Annotated in this window: 17 protein-coding genes and 1 pseudogene; 8 read left to right on the forward strand and 10 right to left on the reverse strand. The window is 59.8% G+C overall.

The window, feature by feature from the left end:
• Positions 1 to 64: 64 nt before the first annotated feature.
• Together lolD and ACZ9BB_RS14430 are read right to left on the reverse strand one after the other, a co-directional pair.
• Positions 65 to 748, reverse strand: a complete 684-nt coding sequence (gene lolD / locus ACZ9BB_RS14425; protein WP_476214354.1) for a lipoprotein-releasing ABC transporter ATP-binding protein LolD — start codon at positions 746 to 748, stop codon at positions 65 to 67.
• A 7-nt stretch (positions 749 to 755) separates the two neighbouring features.
• Positions 756 to 2,007, reverse strand: a pseudogene (locus ACZ9BB_RS14430) (lipoprotein-releasing ABC transporter permease subunit).
• A 94-nt stretch (positions 2,008 to 2,101) separates the two neighbouring features.
• Here ACZ9BB_RS14430 and ACZ9BB_RS14435 point away from each other — a divergent pair.
• Positions 2,102 to 2,683: a PilZ domain-containing protein gene (locus ACZ9BB_RS14435; protein ID WP_476214356.1), complete on the forward strand. Its 582-nt coding sequence runs from the start codon at positions 2,102 to 2,104 to the stop codon at positions 2,681 to 2,683.
• A gap of 13 nt (positions 2,684 to 2,696) precedes the next feature.
• Positions 2,697 to 3,419 (forward strand): glycerophosphodiester phosphodiesterase, encoded by a 723-nt coding sequence (locus ACZ9BB_RS14440; protein ID WP_476214357.1) that lies wholly within the window; start codon positions 2,697 to 2,699, stop codon positions 3,417 to 3,419.
• Positions 3,420 to 3,461: 42 nt separating this feature from the next.
• On the opposite strand, the gene sthA is transcribed toward ACZ9BB_RS14440, so the two are convergent.
• Together sthA and ACZ9BB_RS14450 are read right to left on the reverse strand one after the other, a co-directional pair.
• The gene (sthA, locus tag ACZ9BB_RS14445) at positions 3,462 to 4,856 is read right to left on the reverse strand and encodes a Si-specific NAD(P)(+) transhydrogenase (RefSeq protein WP_105346766.1); all 1,395 of its coding nucleotides are present in this window, start codon (positions 4,854 to 4,856) and stop codon (positions 3,462 to 3,464) included.
• 207 nt (positions 4,857 to 5,063) lie between these two features.
• Positions 5,064 to 6,113 carry an FAD:protein FMN transferase gene (locus ACZ9BB_RS14450; RefSeq protein WP_476214358.1) on the reverse strand — a complete coding sequence of 350 codons (1,050 nt, stop codon included), beginning with the start codon at positions 6,111 to 6,113 and terminating at the stop codon, positions 5,064 to 5,066.
• A gap of 90 nt (positions 6,114 to 6,203) precedes the next feature.
• On the opposite strand from ACZ9BB_RS14450, the gene tcuC reads away from it, so the two are divergent.
• The gene (tcuC, locus tag ACZ9BB_RS14455; protein WP_476214359.1) at positions 6,204 to 7,502 is read left to right on the forward strand and encodes a tricarballylate/proton symporter TcuC; all 1,299 of its coding nucleotides are present in this window, start codon (positions 6,204 to 6,206) and stop codon (positions 7,500 to 7,502) included.
• 165 nt (positions 7,503 to 7,667) lie between these two features.
• Here tcuC and ACZ9BB_RS14460 read toward each other — a convergent pair whose 3' ends face one another.
• Positions 7,668 to 9,131: a glyceraldehyde-3-phosphate dehydrogenase gene (locus ACZ9BB_RS14460; protein ID WP_123720883.1), complete on the reverse strand. Its 1,464-nt coding sequence runs from the start codon at positions 9,129 to 9,131 to the stop codon at positions 7,668 to 7,670.
• A gap of 354 nt (positions 9,132 to 9,485) precedes the next feature.
• Between ACZ9BB_RS14460 and mfd the strand changes: the two genes are divergently transcribed.
• The 3 genes from mfd to ACZ9BB_RS14475 are packed head-to-tail and all read left to right on the forward strand — an operon-like array spanning position 9,486 to position 16,223.
• Positions 9,486 to 12,935, forward strand: coding sequence for a transcription-repair coupling factor (gene mfd, locus ACZ9BB_RS14465; RefSeq protein WP_476214360.1), 3,450 nt, complete (start codon positions 9,486 to 9,488; stop codon positions 12,933 to 12,935).
• 10 nt (positions 12,936 to 12,945) lie between these two features.
• On the forward strand, positions 12,946 to 13,521 hold the full coding sequence (locus ACZ9BB_RS14470; protein WP_476214361.1) for a CsiV family protein: 576 nt from the start codon (positions 12,946 to 12,948) through the stop codon (positions 13,519 to 13,521).
• Positions 13,522 to 13,526: 5 nt separating this feature from the next.
• Positions 13,527 to 16,223 (forward strand): SNF2-related protein, encoded by a 2,697-nt coding sequence (locus ACZ9BB_RS14475; protein WP_476214362.1) that lies wholly within the window; start codon positions 13,527 to 13,529, stop codon positions 16,221 to 16,223.
• Between the two features lie 64 nt (positions 16,224 to 16,287).
• On the opposite strand, the gene ACZ9BB_RS14480 is transcribed toward ACZ9BB_RS14475, so the two are convergent.
• The 3 genes from ACZ9BB_RS14480 to ACZ9BB_RS14490 form a co-directional block, all read right to left on the reverse strand.
• Positions 16,288 to 17,025 (reverse strand): S-methyl-5'-thioinosine phosphorylase, encoded by a 738-nt coding sequence (locus ACZ9BB_RS14480; protein ID WP_476214363.1) that lies wholly within the window; start codon positions 17,023 to 17,025, stop codon positions 16,288 to 16,290.
• A gap of 12 nt (positions 17,026 to 17,037) precedes the next feature.
• Positions 17,038 to 18,036: a beta-N-acetylhexosaminidase gene (gene nagZ / locus ACZ9BB_RS14485; protein WP_476218314.1), complete on the reverse strand. Its 999-nt coding sequence runs from the start codon at positions 18,034 to 18,036 to the stop codon at positions 17,038 to 17,040.
• A 167-nt stretch (positions 18,037 to 18,203) separates the two neighbouring features.
• Entirely contained in the window at positions 18,204 to 18,911 is a 708-nt protein-coding gene (locus ACZ9BB_RS14490) for a TetR/AcrR family transcriptional regulator (protein WP_476214364.1), read from the reverse strand.
• A 229-nt stretch (positions 18,912 to 19,140) separates the two neighbouring features.
• On the opposite strand from ACZ9BB_RS14490, the gene lexA reads away from it, so the two are divergent.
• A complete protein-coding gene (gene lexA / locus ACZ9BB_RS14495) occupies positions 19,141 to 19,749 on the forward strand; it encodes a transcriptional repressor LexA (RefSeq protein ID WP_007907770.1) in 609 nt (202 codons plus the stop codon).
• A 10-nt stretch (positions 19,750 to 19,759) separates the two neighbouring features.
• Entirely contained in the window at positions 19,760 to 20,233 is a 474-nt protein-coding gene (gene sulA, locus ACZ9BB_RS14500; RefSeq protein WP_476214365.1) for an SOS-induced cell division inhibitor SulA, read from the forward strand.
• Positions 20,234 to 20,333: 100 nt separating this feature from the next.
• Here sulA and ACZ9BB_RS14505 read toward each other — a convergent pair whose 3' ends face one another.
• Positions 20,334 to 20,567: a hypothetical protein gene (locus ACZ9BB_RS14505; RefSeq protein ID WP_008007084.1), complete on the reverse strand. Its 234-nt coding sequence runs from the start codon at positions 20,565 to 20,567 to the stop codon at positions 20,334 to 20,336.
• Between the two features lie 141 nt (positions 20,568 to 20,708).
• Positions 20,709 to 21,233, reverse strand: a complete 525-nt coding sequence (locus ACZ9BB_RS14510) for a DUF6586 family protein (RefSeq protein WP_038979974.1) — start codon at positions 21,231 to 21,233, stop codon at positions 20,709 to 20,711.
• Positions 21,234 to 21,357 lie beyond the last annotated feature (124 nt).

Genomic DNA, 21,357 nt, shown 5'->3' on the forward strand with positions numbered 1-21,357 from the left:
CGCTGGGGCACCGTATAAAAATAAAAGACCCGACGCCCTGTTCAGGGCGCCGGGTTTCAGCCAATCAGATGGGTGTCAGGAAACCTTCCTGCAAATGCAGGACGCGATCCATCTGGCGAGCCAGGTTCATGTCGTGGGTCACCACCAGGAACGCCGTGCGCATCGAGGTGCTGAGTTCCAGCATCAAATCCTGAATGCCCTGGGCGGTGTGGGAGTCGAGATTGCCGGTCGGCTCGTCGAGCATCACCAGGCCCGGCTTGTTCACCAGAGCGCGGGCGATGGCCACACGCTGGCGTTCGCCACCGGACAATTCCGCCGGTTTGTGCTCCAGGCGATGGCCCAGCCCAACCCGCTCCAGCAAGGCCGTTGCACGCTGGCGCGCTTCCGGGATCGCGGTTTTACCGATCAACAGCGGCATGCAGACGTTTTCCAGCGCGGTGAACTCAGGCAGCAAGTGGTGAAACTGGTAAACGAAACCCAGCGACCGATTGCGCAGCAAACCGCGAGCCTTTTCGTTCAGCGCCGACAGCTCTTCACCGGCCAGCCAGACACTGCCCTTGGTCGGTGTATCGAGGCCGCCCAGCAGGTTGAGCAAGGTACTTTTGCCCGAACCCGACGTACCGACGATCGCCACCCGCTCACCGGGATGCAGCTCCAGTTGCAGACCGGCCAGAACCTCTACCGATTCCGGGCCTTCCACATAGGATTTGCCCAGGTTGCGGCAGCTCAAGATTGCTTTATCACTCATGCCAGACTCACTCATAACGTAGCGCCTCCGCAGGCTGGGTGCGCGCGGCACGCCAGGCTGGATACAGGGTGGCGAGGAAACTCAGAACCAACGCGGCGGCGCAGACCATCAACACGTCCTGGCTCTGCACTTGCGACGGCAGGTAATCGATGAAGTACACGTCGGCGTTGAGGAACTTGTGGCCGATGAGCCCTTCGAGGGGCCGAGATTGCGGCGCTGACGTTCAGCGCGGCGAAGATCCCGACCACAGCGCCGATCAGCGTACCGACCACACCAATGACCGTGCCCTGGACCATGAACGTCGCCATGATCGATCCCGGCGTAGCGCCGAGGGTACGCAAAATCGCGATGTCGCCCCTCTTGTCGTTCACCACCATCACCAGCGTGGAAATGATGTTGAACGCAGCGACGGCGACGATCAGCAGCAACAGCAGGCCGATCATGGCTTTTTCCATGCGGATAGCCTGATACAGATTGCCGTGGGTGCGGGTCCAGTCGCGGGCGTAATACTGCTCTTCGCCGAGCTGCTGGGCGATGGTCCACGCGGTGCGAGGGGCCTGGAACAGGTCGTCGAACTTCAGCCGCAGGCCCTGGACCTGATCCGGCTTCCAGCGATGCAATTTCGCCAGATCCTGCAGATTGGTGACGCCCAGATAGCCGTCGATCTCACCGGCACCGACATGAAAGATGCCGACCACAGTGAAGCGTTTCATGCGAGGGAACATCCCGGCCGGGGTCACGGTGACTTCCGGCGCAACAAACGTCAGCTTGTCACCGACCGCCGCACCGAGCTTGGCCGCGGCCTTGTCGCCGATGACGATGCCGAAACTGCCCGGCGCCAGGTCATCGAGTTTGCCCTGCTGCATGAAGTTATCGATGATCGACACCTGGCGCTCTTGCGCAGGGTCGATGCCATTGAGCAGCACTTTGGAAACCTTGCCGTTGTTGGTCAGCAGGCCCTGCATCTGAACGAACGGCGCCACCGCCGTCACCTGCGGGTTCTGCTTGACCTTGGCGGCCAGGCTTTGCCAGTCGCTGATCGGCTCACCGGACTCGATGGTCGCGTGGGGCACCATGCCCAGCACGCGGGTGCGCATCTCATGATCGAAGCCGTTCATGACCGACAGCACGACGATCATCACGACCACGCCAAGGGCGAGTCCGATCATCGAGGTCAGCGAAATGAACGACACAAAATGATTGCGACGCTTTGCACGGGTATAACGCGTGCCAATAAATACGAAGAGAGGTCTGAACATGTCGGGGCTTGTTCGGAGGGAAAAGGAACGTCCTTGTGGCGGGGGTCGATAACCAGCTTTACACTCAGACCACCGCCGCTACCATGGGTTCGCCATGTCGACATTAGATGAAGAAGATCGCCGCGAATACTACCGTATCGAGGACACGATCGCACTGGAAATTCGGCCCCTGTCTGCTCCCGAAGCCGCAGGCCAGGAAGTGTTGCAGGATGCTTCCCCGCTGTTCAACCTGCTCAGCGAACTGCACCTGAGCGAATTCGAGTCGCAACACCTGCTGCGCCAGATCAGCGAACGCGACCGAACCACCGCCGCGTTCCTGAAATCCCAGAACAAACGCATCGATCTGTTGAGTCAAGTGGTCGCCCTGACCGTGCTCGGACAGATCGGCGAGCCGCAGCCAGTGATCATCTCCGAAGGGGGCATCGACTTTCAGCATCCGACGCCCCTCGCCAGCGGTGCGCACCTGTCGGTCAAACTGGTACTCATGCCACAAGCCCTCGGTCTGTTGCTGCGGGCCCGCGTCACCCATTGCGACCGCAAGGGCGACGGCTATGACGTCGGCACCGAGTTCGAATACCTGTCCGATGCCCAACGGCAATTGCTGGCCCGCTACATCTTTCAAAAACAGGCACAAGAACGACGCCTGGCGCGTGAACAAAACGAATCCGGCATTTAATTAAGGAAGAACCGTGACTCTCATCTACGGCCATCGCGGCGCCAAAGGCGAAGCACCGGAAAACACCCTGACCAGCTTTCAGCAATGCCTCAAGCACGGCGTACGTCGTTGTGAACTGGACCTGCACCTGTCCAGGGACGGCGAGTTGATGGTCATCCACGACCCGACCCTCAAACGCACCACCGATCGCCGCGGCAAAGTGGTCGAGCATGCGGCGGCGGAATTGGTGACCTACGATGCGCGCAAGGGTGGCCCGGGCTGGATCAAGCCCTGCCCGATTCCAACGCTGGAAGAATTGTTCGAGAAATGCGACTTCGATCACTGGCAGCTGGAAGTCAAAAGCGCTTCACGCACCCGTGCCGCGACCACCGTGCTGGCGATTCGCGAAATGGCGCAGCGTTTTGGTATACGGGACAAGATCACGATCACCTCGAGTTCACGCGAAGTGTTGAAAGCGGCGCTGGACCTGGTGCCGGACGTGTCCCGCGGACTGGTGGCCGAGTACGCCTGGCTAGACCCATTGAAGGTCGCGCAAAACTATGGCTGTGAGATTCTGGCGCTGAACTGGACCCTGTGTACGCCGGAACGCCTGCAGAAGGCGCAGCGTCAGGGGCTGCATGTGTCGGTGTGGACAGTCAACGAGCCCGCGCTGATGCGCAGGCTCGCCGACTTCGGCGTTGACAGCCTGATTACAGACTTTCCCGGTTTGGCCACTGCCACGCTCGAGAATTGCTGAAATCGGTCTCCCCGGCCGGCTCAGGCCACCGGCCGGAGCCGCTCAAAAAAGCCGGTTGAGGCCATCGTACGCCGCTACCCGATAGGCTTCAGCCATGGTCGGGTAGTTGAACGTCGTGTTGACGAAGTACTTCAGGGTGTTCTGCTCGCCCGGCTGGTTCATGATCGCCTGACCGATGTGCACGATCTCCGACGCCTGATAACCGAAGCAGTGAACGCCCAGCACTTCCAGCGTATCGCGGTGGAACAGGATCTTCAGCATGCCTTGCGGTTCACCGGCAATTTGCGCACGCGCCATGCCCTTGAAGAACGCCTTGCCCACTTCGTATGGCACCTTGGCCTGAGTCAGCTCCTGCTCGTTCTTGCCGATCGAGCTGATCTCCGGAATGGTGTAGATGCCGGTCGGCACATCGTTGACGAAGCGCCAGCTGCCATTGTCGACAATGCTGCCAGCGGCCGAACGGCCCTGGTCGTGGGCAGCACTGGCCAGGCTCGGCCAGCCAATCACGTCACCGGCACCATAAATGTTCGGCACGCAGGTGCGGTAGTTCTCGTCGACTTCGATCTGGCCACGGCTGTTGACCTTCACGCCAATGTTTTCCAGACCGAGCGCGTCGGTGTTGCCGGTACGGCCGTTGCACCAGAGCAAGGCATCGGCCTTGATCTTCTTGCCGGACTTCAGGTGCAGGATCACGCCGTTGTCCACGCCTTCGACGCGGTCGTAGTCTTCGTTGTGGCGAACCGTGATGTTGTTATTGCTGAAGTGGTAGCTCAGGGCCTGGGAAATTTCCGAGTCGAGGAAGCTCAGCAACTGACCGCGGTTGTCCACCAGTTCAACCAGCACACCCAGGCCACTGAAGATCGAGGCGTATTCGCAACCGATCACGCCGGCGCCGTAAACGATGAGTTTGCGCGGGGTGTGGCCGAGGCTGAGGATGGTGTCGCTATCGTAGATACGCGGGTGATGGAAATCGATGTCCGCCGGACGATAAGGACGCGAGCCGGTGGCAATGATGATGTGCTTGGCCACCAGTTTTTCGACCACGCCGTTGGCGCAGACCACTTCGATGGTTTGCTCGTCGGCGAAGCTGCCGGTGCCGAAGAACACGTCGACGCGGTTACGGGCGTAGTAACCGGTGCGCGAGGCAACTTGTTTGGAGATGACTTTCTCGGCGCTTTTCAGAACGTCCGGGAACGAAAACCAGCGCGGCTCACCGATGGCCCGGAACATCGGGTTGGTGTTGAACTGCATGATCTGCCGGACCGAGTGACGCAAGGCCTTGGACGGGATGGTACCCAGGTGGGTGCAGTTGCCGCCGACCTGGCGACGGCTATCGACCATCGCCACCTTGCGCCCTGCCTTGGCGGCGTTCATTGCCGCACCTTCTCCCGCCGGGCCGGAACCCAGCACCACCACGTCGTAGTTGTAGACAGCCATGCGTACTCCTCAGAACAGGCCGCGGCACCCTCGGCACCTGCGGCTAAATCACGCCGGTCAGCGGCGTGAAGGAACAATTTGGGGCCGGTACAGAACCCGGACACAGTCTATAGAAGCGTCAACGCCGCGCACATTAACCCTTGGTCGCGTCGTAGGCTAGTTTTGCCTGCACTACAACGCCATCGAAATATGCTTTTGATGCCGCAATCACTTGGTTTTCTCACCGGCCAGGCGCTCAAAAGCCTGATTGGTGCGTGTGACAAAACCTGTATCGGCACGAATCACAAAGAATGCAGCAATGTCATGCGTCTGGGCATAGTCCCAACCCCGTTCAGGGCCAAGAATCAGCAACAGCGTCGATAAGCCATCGGCCATCAATGCTGAAGGATGAATCACCGTGACTGACGCCAGGGCGTGTAGGACCGGCGCACCGGTGCGGGCATCGAAGGTGTGGGAATAACGCCGACCGCCCTGCTCGAAATAGTTACGGTAGTCACCGGAGGTGGATACGCCGTAGCCGTCGATGGCGATAACGCGCTCGGCCACTTGCTGGTCATCACGAGGTTCTTCCAGCGCAATGCGCCATGGAGAACCGTCGAGTTTTTTGCCGACGGCCTTGAGTTCACCGGTGGCTTCAGCGAGGTAGTCGTGGATGCCCAGCGCTTCGAGTCTGGCGGCAATCGTGTCGACCGCGTAACCGGCAGCGATGCTGTTGAAGTCGACCTCGACCGCGGCATCCTTGCACAACTGGTCGCCGTCGATGCGCAAGTGGCCATGGCCGACCCGCTGCTGCACCTCGGCCAGCGCTTCGTCACTCGGGACTTTTTCCTCACGCGCCTGCGGGCCAAATCCCCAGAGATTGAGCAGCGGCTCCACTGTCAGGTCGTAGGAGCCTTCGCTTTGCGAAGACAATTGCTCGCCGACGCGGATCAATTCAAGGATCGGCGTGGGCATTTTCTGACAGTGGTTGGCGGGTAAATTATTGAAGCGCTCGATGTCCGAGTCGCTGCGATAGGTCGAGAATTGTCGATCCACTTCGGCGAGGATATTTTCCACTTCGGCCTGCACCGCTTTCGGCCCGGGCGTGGAAGCATGCCTTACGTATTGAATGGAATAACGACTGCCCATGGTCGGGCCGTCGAAGCGTTCCAGGCTGTCACCGTTGCCACAACCGGACAAAATGCCGGCCAAAACCACAAGTCCGCCCCACCGTCCAGTTAACAAATCTTCATCTCCCCTCAAAACCGCGCCCGCCATTATGGGCCTCAGAGCGCATGGGAGCGAGGCCTGCTCACACCCACAGGTGCAGCGCTTTCAAACAAGATTGACCAGAGTGAGTATCTATAAATGTCTTCCAGCACGAGCAAAGGCAAAGCGATCTTTCGCGTTGTCAGCGGTAACTTTCTCGAAATGTTCGACTTCATGGTCTACGGTTTTTACGCCACGGCCATTGCCAAAACCTTCTTCCCTGCCGATAGCGCTTTCGCGTCCCTGATGCTGTCCCTGGCCACGTTCGGCGCCGGCTTCCTGATGCGTCCGTTGGGGGCGATTTTCCTCGGGGCTTACATCGACCGTCACGGCCGCCGCAAAGGCCTGATCATCACATTGGCAATGATGGCCGCCGGCACGGTGCTGATTGCTTGCGTGCCGGGTTACGCCACGCTGGGTATCGCGGCGCCGCTGATCGTATTGTTCGGTCGCCTGTTGCAAGGCTTCTCGGCGGGCGTAGAACTGGGCGGCGTGTCGGTGTACCTCGCCGAGATATCCACACCGGGCCGCAAAGGCTTTTTCGTCAGTTGGCAGTCCGCCAGTCAGCAAGCCGCGGTGGTATTCGCCGGGTTGCTGGGCGTCGGCTTGAACCATTGGCTCAGCCCGGAAGAAATGGGTGAGTGGGGCTGGCGCGTGCCGTTCCTGATCGGCTGCATGATCGTGCCAGTGATCTTCGTGATCCGTCGTTCACTTGAAGAAACCCCGGAATTCCAGGCGCGTAAACACCGCCCTACCCTGCACGACATCGTCCGCTCGATCGGCCAGAACTTCGGCATCGTCCTCGCGGGCATGGCGTTGGTAGTAATGACCACTGTCTCGTTCTATTTGATCACCGCGTATACACCGACCTTTGGCAAAGCCGAATTGCAGTTGTCTGATCTGGATGCGTTGCTGGTGACAGTGTGTATTGGCCTGTCGAACTTCTTCTGGCTGCCGGTGATGGGTTCTGTGTCTGACAGGATCGGGCGCAAGCCCTTGCTGTTGGCAGCGACGATTCTGGCGATCCTCACGGCTTACCCGGCGCTGTCGTGGCTGGTGGCGAATCCGAGCTTCAGCCATCTGCTGATCGTAGAATTGTGGCTGTCGTTCCTGTATGGCTCGTATAACGGCGCCATGGTGGTGGCCCTGACCGAGATCATGCCGGTGGAAGTTCGTACGACCGGTTTCTCTTTGGCCTACAGCCTGGCGACTGCGACGTTTGGCGGTTTCACCCCGGCGGCCTGTACGTACCTGATCCATGTGCTGGACAACAAGGCTGCGCCCGGGATCTGGCTCAGTGGTGCGGCGGTGTTGGGGTTGATTGCGACTTTGGTGTTGTTCCGCGGCAATCGTCATGAGCTGCGGACTGCGCAGGCCGCTGTGTCTGGTGGTGCCTGATCGATTGCCTTCGCGGGCAAGCCTCGCTCCTACAGGGCTTGTGCGACCCGTAGGAGCGAGGCTTGCCCGCGAAGAGGCCTGCACATTCAACACACTTGCCACTGACAAACTGCACAAACAAAAACGCCCCAACCAGGTCGGGGCGTTTTCATGTGCGGCTAAGGCTTAGCGCGGGAACGCTGGCGGGTTTACACCAGCCATGTCTTCCATCACGCGGACTACCTGGCAGCTGTAACCGAACTCGTTGTCGTACCAGACGTACAGAACAACGCGGTTATCCTGAACGATGGTCGCTTCAGCATCCACAACGCCTGCGTGGCGCGAACCAACGAAGTCGGTGGAAACCACTTCCTGCGAATTGACGTAGTCGATTTGCTTATGCAGATCGGAGTGCAGCGCCATGTAGCGCAGGTACTCGTTCATCTCTTCACGGGTGGCAGCTTTCTCAAGGTTCAGGTTGAGAATGGCCATCGACACGTTCGGCGTCGGAACGCGGATCGCGTTACCGGTCAGCTTGCCGGCCAGCTCAGGCAGCGCCTTGGCGGCAGCAGTGGCAGCACCGGTCTCGGTGATCACCATGTTCAACGCGGCGCTACGGCCACGACGATCGCCTTTGTGGAAGTTGTCGATCAGGTTCTGGTCGTTGGTGTACGAGTGAACGGTTTCGACGTGACCGTTGATGATGCCGAACTTGTCGTTGACAGCCTTCAGCACCGGCACAATGGCGTTGGTGGTGCAGGAAGCGGCGGACACGATCTTGTCGTCAGCAGTGATTTCACCGTGGTTGATGCCGTGCACGATGTTCTTCAGCTTGCCTTTGCCAGGCGCGGTCAGAACAACGCGGTCGATACCCGGGCAGGCCAGGTGCTGGCCCAGGCCCTCGGCGTCACGCCATACACCGGTGTTGTCCACCAGCAGCGCATTTTTGATGCCGTACTGGGTGTAATCCACTTCAGTCGGGTTCTTCGCGTAGATAACCTGGATCAGGTTGCCGTTGGCGGTGATGGTGTTGTTGGCTTCATCAATGGTGATAGTGCCGTTGAACGAACCGTGCACCGAGTCGCGACGCAGCAGGCTGGCACGTTTGACCAGATCGTTCTCGGCGCCCTTGCGGACAACGATGGCGCGCAGACGCAGGCCGTCGCCACCACCGGTTTTCTCGATCAGGATGCGCGCCAGCAGACGACCGATACGACCGAAGCCGTACAGGACAACGTCGGTGCCAGTGCGACCGGAACCATTCTGCTTGCCGACCACATCAGCCAGTTCGTCACGGACGAACGCTTCGGCGGTACGGCCATTGCCTTCGGCCTTGAACTTGACGGCCAGCTTGCCCAGGTCTACCGAAGCAGCGCCGAGCTTGAGCTCGCTCATTGCCTTGAGCAGCGGGAATGTTTCGTGGACGGACAATTCGCTGTCATCGGATTGGCGATGGCGAGCAAAGCGGTGAGCTTTGAGGATCGCGATGACAGACTGGTTGATCAGACTGCGGCCATAGATCGAGCTCACCACATTGTTATTGCGGTAAAGCTGACCGATAAGCGGAATCATCGCTTCTGCGAGTGCTTCACGGTCGATCCATTCACCAAGACACTGGTCGGGCTTCTGAGTCACGGGAACCTTCCACATGTAGGGGCAGAAAAAAGGGGCTACATTATGCCGCCGAGTCCCTCCCGTAGCAATGCGCGCCTGTCGCACGAGCGGTAACAATTTCCTGTTCAAAAAAATTACGCACCGCGTGAGCCCAGTAAAACCGGGGGCTGCAGCCTCGTCAAATTTTCGACGACACCGCCGCGGTGTCCGTAACCCTCCGTAACACCAAGCGGTTTCGGCACTACATTTCCAATAAAAAAGCGCCAGTTTTTGTCATAACCACTACATTTCGCCCAACCTGTGGATATAGACACAGTCTGCAACTGACAGCCGGCACCTGAGGCCGTTACAATTGCCGACTTTGTCGCAACGCTTGGAGCTCAACCTTCCGTGCCCGTTCTGCGTCTACCGCTTCTCCCTGCCGCGGCAGGTAAACAGCACTGGGGCAACCTGCCCGGTGCCGCCCTGAGCCTGGCCATCGCCGAGGCCGCCAGCGCTGCCAAGCGCTTTACCCTGCTACTGACAGCCGACAGCCAGAGTGCCGAACGGCTGGAACAGGAGCTGAGTTTCTTCGCCCCGGATTTGCCTGTTCTGCACTTCCCCGACTGGGAAACCCTGCCCTACGACCTGTTCTCGCCGCACCAGGACATCATTTCCCAGCGCATCGCCAGCCTGTATCGGTTGCCGGAGCTGGAACATGGCGTTCTGGTCGTGCCGATCACCACGGCCCTGCACCGCCTGGCGCCGACCAAATTCCTGCTCGGCAGCAGCCTGGTACTGGACGTCGGCCAGAAGCTCGATGTCGAGCAAATGCGCAGCCGGCTTGAGGCCAGTGGCTATCGTTACGTCGATACGGTGTACGAGCACGGCGAATTCACCGTGCGCGGCTCGCTGATCGACCTGTTCCCGATGGGCAGCAAACTGCCCTTCCGCATCGACCTGTTCGATGACGAAATCGAGACCCTGCGCACCTTCGATCCGGAAAACCAGCGCTCCATCGACAAGGTGGACACCGTTCGCCTGCTGCCGGCGCGGGAATTCCCGCTGCAAAAAGACGCGGTCACCCGCTTCAAGGCGCGCTTTCGTGAGCGCTTCGATGTCGACTTCCGCCGCTGCCCGATCTTTCAGGATTTGAGCAGCGGGATTACACCGGCCGGTATCGAGTACTACTTGCCGCTGTTCTTCGACGAAACCTCCACCCTGTTCGATTACCTGCCCCAGGACACCCAGGTGTTTTCCCTGCCGGGCATCGAACAGGCAGCGGAGAATTTCTGGAACGACGTACGTAATCGCTATGAAGAGCGCCGCGTCGATCCGTCCCGTCCGTTGCTGCCACCAGCCGAGCTGTTCTTGCCCGTGGAAGACTGCTTTGCGCGCCTGAAAAGTTGGCCCCGCGTGGTGGCCAGTCAGCAGGACGTGGAAACCGGTGTCGGTCGCGAGCGCTTCCCCGCTCAGCCGCTGCCGAACCTGGCCATCGAAGCCAAGGCCACTCAGCCGTTGGCGGCGCTGGCCGGTTTCCTCGACGAATTCCCCGGCCGCGTGCTGTTTACCGCGGAGTCCGCGGGCCGTCGTGAAGTGCTGCTGGAGTTGCTGGAACGCTTGAAGCTGCGACCTAAAACCGTCGACAGCTGGCCGGACTTTGTCGCCTGCAAGGATCGCCTGGCAATCACCATCGCACCACTCGATGAAGGTCTGTTGCTGGATAATCCAGCCCTGGCCCTGGTCGCGGAAAGCCCACTGTTCGGCCAACGTGTGATGCAGCGCCGTCGCCGCGAAAAACGCGCCGACGCCAATAACGATGCAGTGATCAAAAACCTCACCGAGCTTCGCGAAGGCGCGCCGGTAGTGCACATCGATCACGGCGTCGGCCGCTATCTGGGGCTGACGATTCTGGAAATCGACAGCCAGGCCGCCGAGTTCCTGACCCTCGAATACGCCGAAGGCGCCAAGCTTTACGTGCCGGTAGCCAACCTTCATTTAATCGCTCGCTATACCGGCAGCGACGATGCGCTGGCCCCATTGCACCGCCTCGGCTCCGAGACCTGGCAGAAAGCCAAGCGCAAAGCCGCCGAACAGGTGCGCGACGTGGCCGCCGAATTGCTCGACATCTATGCCCGCCGCGCCGCTCGCGAGGGGTATGCCTTCGCCGACCCGAAAGCCGATTACGCGACCTTCAGCGCCGGTTTCCCGTTCGAAGAAACCCCGGACCAACAGACCACCATCGAAGCGGTGCGCGAAGACATGCTCGCACCGAAACCGATGGATCGCCTGGTCTGCGGCGACGTCGGTTTTGGTAAGACCGAAGTGGCGATGCGCGCGGCATTCATTGCGGTGCATGGCGGTCGTCAGGTGGCGATTCTGGTGCCGACCACCCTGCTCGCCCAGCAGCACTACAACAGCTTCCGCGATCGCTTCGCCGACTGGCCCGTCACCGTGGAAGTCATGAGCCGCTTCAAGTCGGCCAAGGAAGTGAACGCCGCCGTCGCGGACCTGGCCGAAGGCAAGATCGACATCGTCATCGGCACACACAAGCTGCTGCAAGATGACGTCAAAATCAAAAACCTGGGGCTGGTGATCATCGACGAAGAGCACCGTTTCGGTGTCCGTCAGAAAGAACAGCTCAAGGCGCTGCGCAGCGAAGTCGACATCCTGACCCTGACCGCCACGCCGATTCCGCGCACGCTGAACATGGCAGTGTCGGGCATGCGCGATCTGTCGATCATTGCCACGCCGCCGGCCCGTCGCCTGTCGGTGCGCACGTTCGTCATGGAGCAGAACAAGAGCACGGTCAAAGAGGCCCTGCTGCGTGAGCTGCTGCGTGGCGGCCAGGTCTACTACCTGCACAACGATGTGAAGACCATCGAGAAATGCGCCGCCGATCTCGCCGAACTGGTGCCGGAAGCACGGATCGGCATTGGTCACGGGCAGATGCGCGAACGCGAACTCGAACAGGTGATGAGCGACTTCTACCACAAGCGCTTCAACGTGCTGATCGCCTCGACCATCATCGAGACCGGCATCGACGTGCCGAGCGCCAACACCATCATCATCGAGCGTGCCGACAAGTTCGGCCTGGCCCAGTTGCACCAGTTGCGCGGCCGGGTCGGTCGCAGCCACCACCAGGCGTATGCTTACCTGCTGACACCGCCGCGCCAGCAGATCACTCCCGACGCGGAAAAGCGTCTGGAGGCGATCGCCAATACCCAGGACCTCGGCGCGGGCTTCGTGCTCGCGACCAACGACCTGGAAATCCGTGGCGCCGGCGAACTGCTGGGCGACGGCCAGAGCGGGCAGATCCAGGCCGTCGGTTTCACGCTGTACATGGAAATGCTCGAGCGTGCGGTGAAGTCGATCCGCAAGGGCGAACAGCCAAACCTCGATCAACCGCTGGGTGGCGGTCCGGAAGTCAATCTGCGCGTACCGGCGCTGATTCCAGAAGACTACCTGCCGGACGTGCATGCGCGACTGATTCTCTACAAACGCATTGCCTCGGCCACCGATGAGGAAGGTCTCAAGGACCTGCAAGTGGAGATGATCGACCGCTTCGGCCTGCTGCCGGAACCGACCAAGAACCTGGTGCGGATCACGGCGCTGAAATTGCAGGCCGAACAGTTGGGCATCAAAAAAGTCGACGGCGGCCCGCAAGGCGGTCGTATCGAGTTCGCGGCACAGACCCCGGTCGACCCGCTGACGCTGATCAAACTGATCCAGAGCCAACCCAAACGCTACAAATTCGAAGGCGCTACGATGTTCAAATTCCAGGTACCAATGGAGCGCCCGGAAGAACGTTTTAATACTGTAGAGGCGCTATTCGAGCGTCTCATTCCGACCACTGCTTGAAGGACGCCGCATGCGCCTGTTTCGCTCACTGACCTTGTTGATGTCGTTGTTTTCGCCGTTCGCCTCGACGGCGTTTGCCGATGATCTGTATCAGGTTGAAATGATTCTGGTGCGGCAAAACGCCGTGCCCGCCATCGTCAGCCGCGCCGCACCGGAAGACTGGGCTGCCGGCGCCCAACGCATCAGCCCCGACAGCTTTCGTACGCCTAGCCTGAATCCCGAAGTGGAAAAGCTTACCGCCAGCAACGAATACACGGTGCTGCTGCACAAGGCCTGGCAACAGAACCTGGGTGAAGAAGCCAGCAAAGTGGCGATCAGCGAGGGCAAGGAACAGTTTGGCCAGTTCCCGATCGAGGGCACGTTGAACCTGAAACTGGGGCGTTTCACCGATGTCGACGCCGACTTCTGGGTCAATCAGATTGACGCCAACGGCCTGGTCACCGCCAGCGAACGCCTGAAGCAGGAAAGCCACACCAAAAATGGCCAGCTGAACTTTCTCGACAACGGCCATCTGGGCCTGCTGATCAAGATCACCTCGCTGACAGCGCCCGCCCCACGGGAAGCTCCAGAAGTCGTTCCGGACTGATCGACGTGCCCCCGACCCCGACCCTGAGCAAACCCCTGGCAACATCCTGGGTCAGCCGATTCAAGGAACAGAGCCTGGAGCGTGGCCGTCGCTACGCGCTGGAGAACCGCGTCAGGATCGCCGAAGTCGGCGACGCCACCATCACCGCCAGTTGCGAAGGCTCTGGCGGTAACGTTTACCGTCAGACCATTCGCCTGCGCGAGTCGGCCAAAGGCACCTTGCTGATGATCGACGCCACATGCACCTGCCCGGTCCACAGCAACTGCAAACATTGCGCGGCGGTGTTGCTGCAAGTGCAGGAAACCCTTGCATACCCGGCGGCGGCGAAAGACGCCGAACTGCTGGAAAAACTTCAGGCCGTACTGGAAAACCGTAGCCCGAAGGCGCCGCCACAAGTGCTTGTGGACAACGTGCAACCGGTGCCACGCCTGTGGCTGGCGAGCATCGAATTCAGTGCCTTCGAACCACGCAACGGCAAGATGCAGCGTTACATTCAGCATCGCGCGGCGCTGTCCTTCAGCTATCTGGACGAATACGTCAGTGGACAGAAGAACGCTGACATCCTGATTCGTCAGGAAACGCAGACGTTGCGGATAAAACGTCACCCGGAAGTCGAACAGACCTACAGGGAACAGCTGCGGATTCTCGGTTTCAAAGTCGCCACCCGACAAAGCAAGGCCTTGCCGGAAAGTGCCGGCGAACTCTACGAGATGGTCAACGACAGCGCCTGGCTGACCTTCACCCTCAACGAACTGCCGAAGTTGCGCACCCAGGGTTGGGAGTTACAGATCGACGAGGATTTCGGCTTCGACCTGACCGCCGTGGACGACTGGTACGCCACCGTCGAGGAGGCACCGGAACGTGACTGGTTTGATCTGGAGCTGGGGATCATCGTCAATGGCGAACGGCTGAGCCTGCTGCCGATCCTGTTGAACCTGATGCGCTCCCACACCGAGATTCTCAATCCGGAACGGCTCGCCCGACGTCGTGACGACGAACTGATCCTGGTGAACATCCCGCAACGCCGCAGCACCGACCAGGGCCCACTGCAAGTAGCCCTGCCCTTCGGCCGCTTGAAGCCAGTGCTGGCCACCCTCGGCGAGTTTTATCTGCAGGAGCCCGGCGACACCACGCTACGCCTGAGCAAGGCCGACGCCACACGCCTGAATCCGCTGGAAGGCCTGCCGCTGCTCTGGGAAGGTGGCGAGCAGATCCGCACCTTTGCCCAGCGTCTGCGCGACATCAAGGACTACACCGCAGCGGCCCCCGAAGGCTTGAATGCCACCTTGCGCCCGTATCAGCTGGAAGGCCTGAGCTGGATGCAGTCGCTGCGACAACTGGAAGTCGGCGGGATTCTCGCGGACGACATGGGTCTGGGCAAAACCCTACAGACCCTGGCGCACATTCTCAGCGAGAAGAATGCCGGGCGCCTCGATCGGCCATGCATGGTGGTCATGCCCACCAGCCTGATCCCCAACTGGCTCGACGAAGCCGCACATTTCACGCCGCAGCTCAAAGTGCTGGCGCTGTACGGCGCCAGTCGCAAAAAGCACTTCGGGAACCTGGCCGACTACGACCTGATTCTGACCACCTATGCACTGCTGCCCAAGGACGTCGAACGCCTGGCCGCGCAGCCGTTGCACGTGTTGGTGCTGGATGAAGCGCAGTACATCAAGAACCCCAACAGCAAGGCCGCCCATGCGGCCCGTGAGCTGAATGCTCGCCAGCGCCTGTGCCTGAGCGGCACGCCGCTGGAAAACCACTTGGGTGAGTTGTGGTCGCTGTTCCACTTCCTGCTGCCCGGCTGGCTCGGCGACGTGAAAAGCTTCAACCGCGATTACCGCGTACCGATTGAAAAGCGCGCCAGCGAAGTCAGACTTCAGCACCTGAACGGTCGGATCAAACCGTTCCTGCTGCGCAGGACCAAGGAGCAGGTGGCTACCGAACTGCCGCCGAAAACCGAGATCATCCATTGGGTTGAACTCAACGAAGCCCAGCGCGACGTGTACGAAACCATGCGCCTGGCCATGGACAAGAAAGTCCGCGACGAGATCACCCGCAAAGGCGTGGCGCGCAGCCAGATCATCATTCTTGAGGCGCTGCTGAAGCTGCGTCAGGTGTGCTGCGATTTACGGCTGGTCAACGATGCCGCCCTGCCCGCTCGCGGCAACACCTCCGGCAAGCTTGATAGCCTGATGGAAATGCTTGAAGAGTTGTTCGAGGAAGGTCGGCGGATTCTGCTGTTTTCGCAGTTCACCTCAATGCTGTCGCTGATCGAGGATGAACTGAAAAAACGCGGCGTGGCGTATGCGATCCTGACCGGCCAGACCCGCGACCGACGCACGCCAGTGAAGGAATTCCAGAGCGGCAAGCGTCAGATTTTTCTGATCAGCTTGAAGGCCGGCGGTGTGGGCCTGAACCTGACCGAAGCCGATACAGTGATTCACTACGACCCGTGGTGGAACCCGGCGACGGAAAATCAGGCGACTGACCGTGCGTATCGCATTGGCCAGGAGAAGCCGGTGTTCGTCTACAAGATGATTGCCAGAGGCACGGTGGAGGAGAAGATCCAGCATCTGCAGAAGGAAAAATCCGATCTGGCCGCAGGCGTACTGGATGGGCGCAAGACCGGGGACTGGAAGTTGCAGAGTGATGATATCGAGGCGTTGTTTGCGCCGCTGCCGGAGAAAATTGATAAGTAGCGGCGATTATTAAATCGCCATCGCGAGCAGGCTCGCGATGGGGTCGACTCGGTGTAATGACTGATTAGTCCTTAAGCACCCGCGCCAACGTAGACTTCACCTTGCCCATCCCGTCATGCAATGCCTGCTCGATCTCAGCCATGGTAATCACCGCCGTCGACTTCCCCGCCGCCGGGTTCACCACCAGCGCCAAACAGGCGTAATCCAGCTCCAATTCTCGAGCCAGAGCGGCCTCCGGCATCCCGGTCATGCCGACGATGTCGCAACCGTCACGTTCCAGCCTCACGATTTCAGCCACTGTTTCCAGACGCGGGCCCTGAGTGCAGGCATAAACGCCATGGCTGCTGTAGGCAACGCCTTCAGCCGCCAACGCCGCGATCAATCGCTGACGCAGGGGCTCGCTGTAGGGATAGCTGAAATCGATATGTGTAACCTGCTCCAGGTCATCGGCGAAATAGGTGTGTTCGCGGCCGCTGGTGTAGTCGATCAATTGATGCGGCACGCAAAAATGCCCGGTCCCCATCGCGGCATGAATCCCGCCCACGGCATTGACCGCAAGAATCGCTTCGGCACCGGCCTGCTTCAACGCCCACAGGTTGGCGCGGTAGTTCACTTGATGCGGCGGGAAACGGTGTGGATGCCCGTGACGCGCGAGAAACAGCACTTGCTTGCCAGCGTACTCACCGATTTGCACGTCGGCTGACGGTGCCCCGTAAGGAGTGTCCACCGCCAATGACTGACGAATGCTCAAGCCTTCGAGTTGAGTCAGACCGGTGCCACCGATAATCGCGTAAACCGTCATAACGAGAAGTCCTCAATCAATCAGCTGAGCTTCTTTGAGCGCGCCGATAGCCGCCAACCAACGCGGGTTTTGACGATATTCGGTGCTGGCGTATGACTGCCCGCGCATCCGCGCGATACGCGCCGACGGTTTGACCTTCAAACGCTGGGCGGCGCTCAAGGCCAATTCGGCGGCCGCACGATCGTTGCACACCAGGCCCATGTCGCAACCGGCGGTCAACGCCGCCTCAATGCGACTGGCGGCATCGCCAACCACGTGGGCACCGGCCATGGACAGGTCGTCGCTGAAGATCACGCCATCGAATTGCAGTTCGCCACGCAGAATCTCTTGCAACCAGCGACGGGAAAAACCGGCAGGTTGCGAATCGACTTGTGGATAAATAACGTGAGCCGGCATGACGGCAGCCAGTTGCTTGCTCAATCGCGCGAACGGCACCAGATCGTTGGCGCGGATCTCGTCGAGGCTACGCTCGTCGTTGGGAATCGCGACGTGGGAATCGGCCTCGGCCCAGCCATGACCGGGGAAGTGCTTGCCAGTGGCGGCCATGCCAGCGCTGTTCATCCCGCGGATGAATGCACCGGCGAGCAAGGCTGCGCGTTCCGGATCGCCTTCGAACGAACGGGTGCCAACCACCGCACTGCGCTGGTAGTCCAGGTCCAGTACCGGGGCGAAGCTCAGGTCGAGACCGACCGCGAGCACTTCAGTCGCCATGATCCAGCCGCACTGCTCGGCCAGGTATTCGGCATTCGGGTTGTCGGCGATGGCGCGCATGGCTGGCAGCCGCACGAAGCCTTGACGCAACCGCTGAACCCGGCCGCCTTCCTGATCCACCGCCAGCAGCAGATTGGGACGAATGGCGCGGATCGCGGCGCTCAATTCGCGCACCTGACGCGGGTGTTCAATGTTGCGGGCAAAAATGATCAGGCCGCCCACTTCGGGCTGGCGCAACAATTGGCGATCTTCAGACGTCAGCCAGGTACCGGCGACGTCCACCATCAACGAGCCTTGCAGGCCAGCAGTCATAGAAATTCCTTGATTACGATAAACCCGGCTCGCACGAATTCGCCGCCATGGGCTGAGCCCGGCAGGTCGGCGATATCAATGAGGGGGTTCAGAACGAGAGTCGGCATGGGCGGCTAGCTTAGCGGATGTCAGCTGCCGCGCCCACCCGTGTGCGGTTAAACCTTGGCGGCCACCGGAGCCGATTTGCTGCGCGGACGTAACTGTGCGGTGGCCATGGCGGTGTCGGTGACGCCGGTTTCGGCACGCATGCCCGCGGCCAGGAATGGCACCATCAGGCGCATTACTTGCTCGATAGAGGTGTTGACGCCGAAATCGGTCTCGGCAATCGCACGCAAGGCCTTGATCCCCGACATGCTGAACGCCGCGGCACCCAGCATGAAGTGCACACGCCAGAACAGTTCGATCGGCGGAATGCGCGGCGCGGCCTCGTTGACCAGCATCATGTAGCGGCGGAACACCTTGCCGTACATATCTTCCAGGTAACGCCGCAAGTGCCCCTGGCTCTGACTGAAAGCCAGCCCCAGCAAACGCATGAAGATGGACAGGTCGTTGCCGCTGCGCGGCTGCACCACCAGGGCTTGCTCGACAAGGATCTCCAGCAGTTCTTCAAGGCTCGGTTTGTTCTCGGGCTTGGCCTGACGGCGCTCCAGCTCTTTATCGAGGCTGATGCAGAACGGCCCGAGAAAACGCGAGAAGACCGCCTGAATCAGCGCCTTCTTTGACCCGAAGTGATAGTTCACCGCCGCCAGATTGACACCGGCCTTGCTGGTGATCAGACGCAACGAGGTTTCAGCGAAACCTTTTTCCGCGAACAATTGCTCGGCAGCATCGAGAATGCGTTCAACGGTTTCCGACTGGGCCATGGCTACTCCGCCTGACAAACACTTGTTTGAAACATACGTTTCAGCCCTGGCCTTGTCAAGTCTGGAGGTTCGTTTTCGGAATGGTCGGTCAGTTATTTAACCATACAACAATGACACTTCAATCAGCGAACAAAATGACCGTCCAGCGCCCGGCAAAAAAAGGGGCATTGCCAAGACCGGTTCACTGTATATAATCCCAGTCACTGTATAAAAAGACAGAGCGATCAATATGCTAAAGCTGACGCCACGCCAAGCAGAGATTCTGGCCTTCATCAAACGCTGCCTCGAAGACAACGGCTACCCGCCAACCCGCGCGGAAATCGCTCAGGAGCTGGGCTTCAAGTCGCCCAACGCGGCGGAAGAACACCTCAAGGCACTGGCCCGCAAAGGTGCGATCGAAATGACCCCGGGCGCTTCCCGCGGCATTCGCATACCTGGCTTCGAAGCCAAGGCCGACGAGTCCAGCTTGCCAATCATCGGCCGAGTGGCTGCCGGTGCGCCGATCCTCGCCCAGCAGCACATCGAAGAGTCCTGCAACATCAACCCTTCGTTCTTCCACCCTCGCGCCGATTATCTACTGCGTGTCCATGGCATGAGCATGAAGGACGTCGGTATTTTCGACGGCGACCTGCTGGCTGTCCATACCACTCGCGAAGCGCGTAACGGCCAAATCGTGGTGGCGCGGATCGGCGACGAAGTGACCGTCAAGCGCTTCAAGCGCGACGGCAGCAAGGTCTGGTTGATTGCCGAAAATCCTGAATTCGCCCCTATCGAAGTCAACCTGAAAGATCAGGAACTGGTTATCGAAGGCTTGAGTGTCGGCGTGATTCGCCGCTAAAGGAGGCTTTATGCAGTTCCCACACACCTCACAGCAAGCCCAACTGCCGTTGTTCGAAGCGTTCATGGCGCAGCCGCTGGCGCCGATCCTGAAAGACGTGGTCGAGTCGCCCTGGAGTGCCGAGCCCGAAGTCTTCAGTGAGCTGTCACTGCGTGGCGCGGCCGGGAACTGTCTGAACCTTCTGGCACCGATCCTCAGGGAACTGAGTCAGGATCAGGATGCACGCTGGCTGACACTGATTGCCCCGCCTGCCAGCCTGACCCAGGCCTGGTTGCGAGACGCCGGCCTGAACCGTGAACGCATTCTGTTGCTGCAACCGCGCGGCACACAAAGCGCTCAGCAGTTGACCTGTGAAGCCTTGCGACTTGGCCGCAGCCATACGGTCGTCAGCTGGTTAAATCCGTTGAGTACATCGTCACGGCAACAGTTGATCGGCGCCGCCCGTACCGGAGATGCGCAAAGCCTGAATATTCGACTGGGCTAACGAAGAAACTCTGTAGGCGCTGAACAACGCAGGGCTTCTCCAGGGATAGAGAAGCCGATCTGTGATCTGTAGAGCTATCTGAAGAATCCGACGAGCGGGATCAATGAAGAACCCGTGACCCCTCTTCCTTATCAAATTCGCCTTCAACCAGGCGTCCTGCCATCTGAACACCGACACTCAACATCGCCTTGGCGACTTCTACATGCTGGCCTTGCAGGAAAACCTTGGCATCCTCGGAGAAATCCAAAGTAACCAGAGAACCCTCGTCCTCGGCCCTGCGCAGCTCGATTCGGCCGTCTGGTAACTCGACAATTTCTAGAAAGGACGTTGGCATAAAGGTCTGTTCTCCACGAAAGGCGGGGATTATATAGGCATCAGCCAAGCTTCGCTCGGGATCTTGACCAAATGCCATCACGAAGAGAAATTTCTGACATCACTCTTCCTTGAGCAGACTCATCCCTAAACACTCAATCTTTCAGCACTCGTTCAACCCTTCGCGAAACCGAATCGCCAGGCCTTTAAGGTTCTGACGCCAGCTCTCCAGCTCCTCCCGGCTCAGCTCTTCCGGCGCCTCTTCTTCATCCAGATTAACGGCCAGAATAAGTGGCTGCGTTACATCGCCCTTGGGCTTATGCGGCGCGCGAGGCGGCTGAAACAGTGCGGCATGTGCGGACAGCAATTTGGCCAGCCAGGTTTCAGGGTTTTGCGCCAGTTCGACCATCTCAGCCATTTCCGGAATAGCGATGGTTTCCAGCACTTCGCGGGTCAGCAGCATCTCTGCCCGTGGCGCATTGGCCTGAGGCAAGCGATAGAAACCAGCGATTTCATGACACAACCCCAATAGCGCTCCGTACAGGTGAAACAACGCCGATTCGCGCCCGGCCTGAATCAGCGCCAGGGAGTTCATCGCCCGCCCCTCTTCGGCTTTGGCGAGCGCTTCCAGCGACAGGCCGGCGAAATAAATTTTCTGGTTGGTGCGGGTATAGAGTTCGTGGGCCATGACGGCAGCCTCCACAACGAAATAATTGCTTCACACAGGTCAGACAGTGTCATGGATCACCCAAGTTCACCGCAAGCCCAAAACAGAAAGGCCGCATGAAAACCCGAGGGTTGTCATGCGGCCT

The organism is Pseudomonas sp. TE3552 (assembly GCF_056278945.1).

What these genes read in the sequence shown, in the direction of transcription:
- lolD (WP_476214354.1), bottom strand. Translation starts at nt 748, where the DNA reads ATGAGTGATAAAGCAATCTTGAGCTGCCGCAACCTGGGCAAATCCTAT.
- ACZ9BB_RS14435 (WP_476214356.1), top strand. Translation starts at nt 2,102, where the DNA reads ATGTCGACATTAGATGAAGAAGATCGCCGCGAATACTACCGTATCGAG.
- sthA (WP_105346766.1), bottom strand. Translation starts at nt 4,856, where the DNA reads ATGGCTGTCTACAACTACGACGTGGTGGTGCTGGGTTCCGGCCCGGCG.
- ACZ9BB_RS14450 (WP_476214358.1), bottom strand. Translation starts at nt 6,113, where the DNA reads ATGGCGGGCGCGGTTTTGAGGGGAGATGAAGATTTGTTAACTGGACGG.
- tcuC (WP_476214359.1), top strand. Translation starts at nt 6,204, where the DNA reads ATGTCTTCCAGCACGAGCAAAGGCAAAGCGATCTTTCGCGTTGTCAGC.
- ACZ9BB_RS14460 (WP_123720883.1), bottom strand. Translation starts at nt 9,131, where the DNA reads ATGTGGAAGGTTCCCGTGACTCAGAAGCCCGACCAGTGTCTTGGTGAA.
- ACZ9BB_RS14470 (WP_476214361.1), top strand. Translation starts at nt 12,946, where the DNA reads ATGCGCCTGTTTCGCTCACTGACCTTGTTGATGTCGTTGTTTTCGCCG.
- ACZ9BB_RS14480 (WP_476214363.1), bottom strand. Translation starts at nt 17,025, where the DNA reads ATGACGGTTTACGCGATTATCGGTGGCACCGGTCTGACTCAACTCGAA.
- ACZ9BB_RS14490 (WP_476214364.1), bottom strand. Translation starts at nt 18,911, where the DNA reads ATGGCCCAGTCGGAAACCGTTGAACGCATTCTCGATGCTGCCGAGCAA.
- lexA (WP_007907770.1), top strand. Translation starts at nt 19,141, where the DNA reads ATGCTAAAGCTGACGCCACGCCAAGCAGAGATTCTGGCCTTCATCAAA.
- sulA (WP_476214365.1), top strand. Translation starts at nt 19,760, where the DNA reads ATGCAGTTCCCACACACCTCACAGCAAGCCCAACTGCCGTTGTTCGAA.
- ACZ9BB_RS14505 (WP_008007084.1), bottom strand. Translation starts at nt 20,567, where the DNA reads ATGCCAACGTCCTTTCTAGAAATTGTCGAGTTACCAGACGGCCGAATC.
- ACZ9BB_RS14510 (WP_038979974.1), bottom strand. Translation starts at nt 21,233, where the DNA reads ATGGCCCACGAACTCTATACCCGCACCAACCAGAAAATTTATTTCGCC.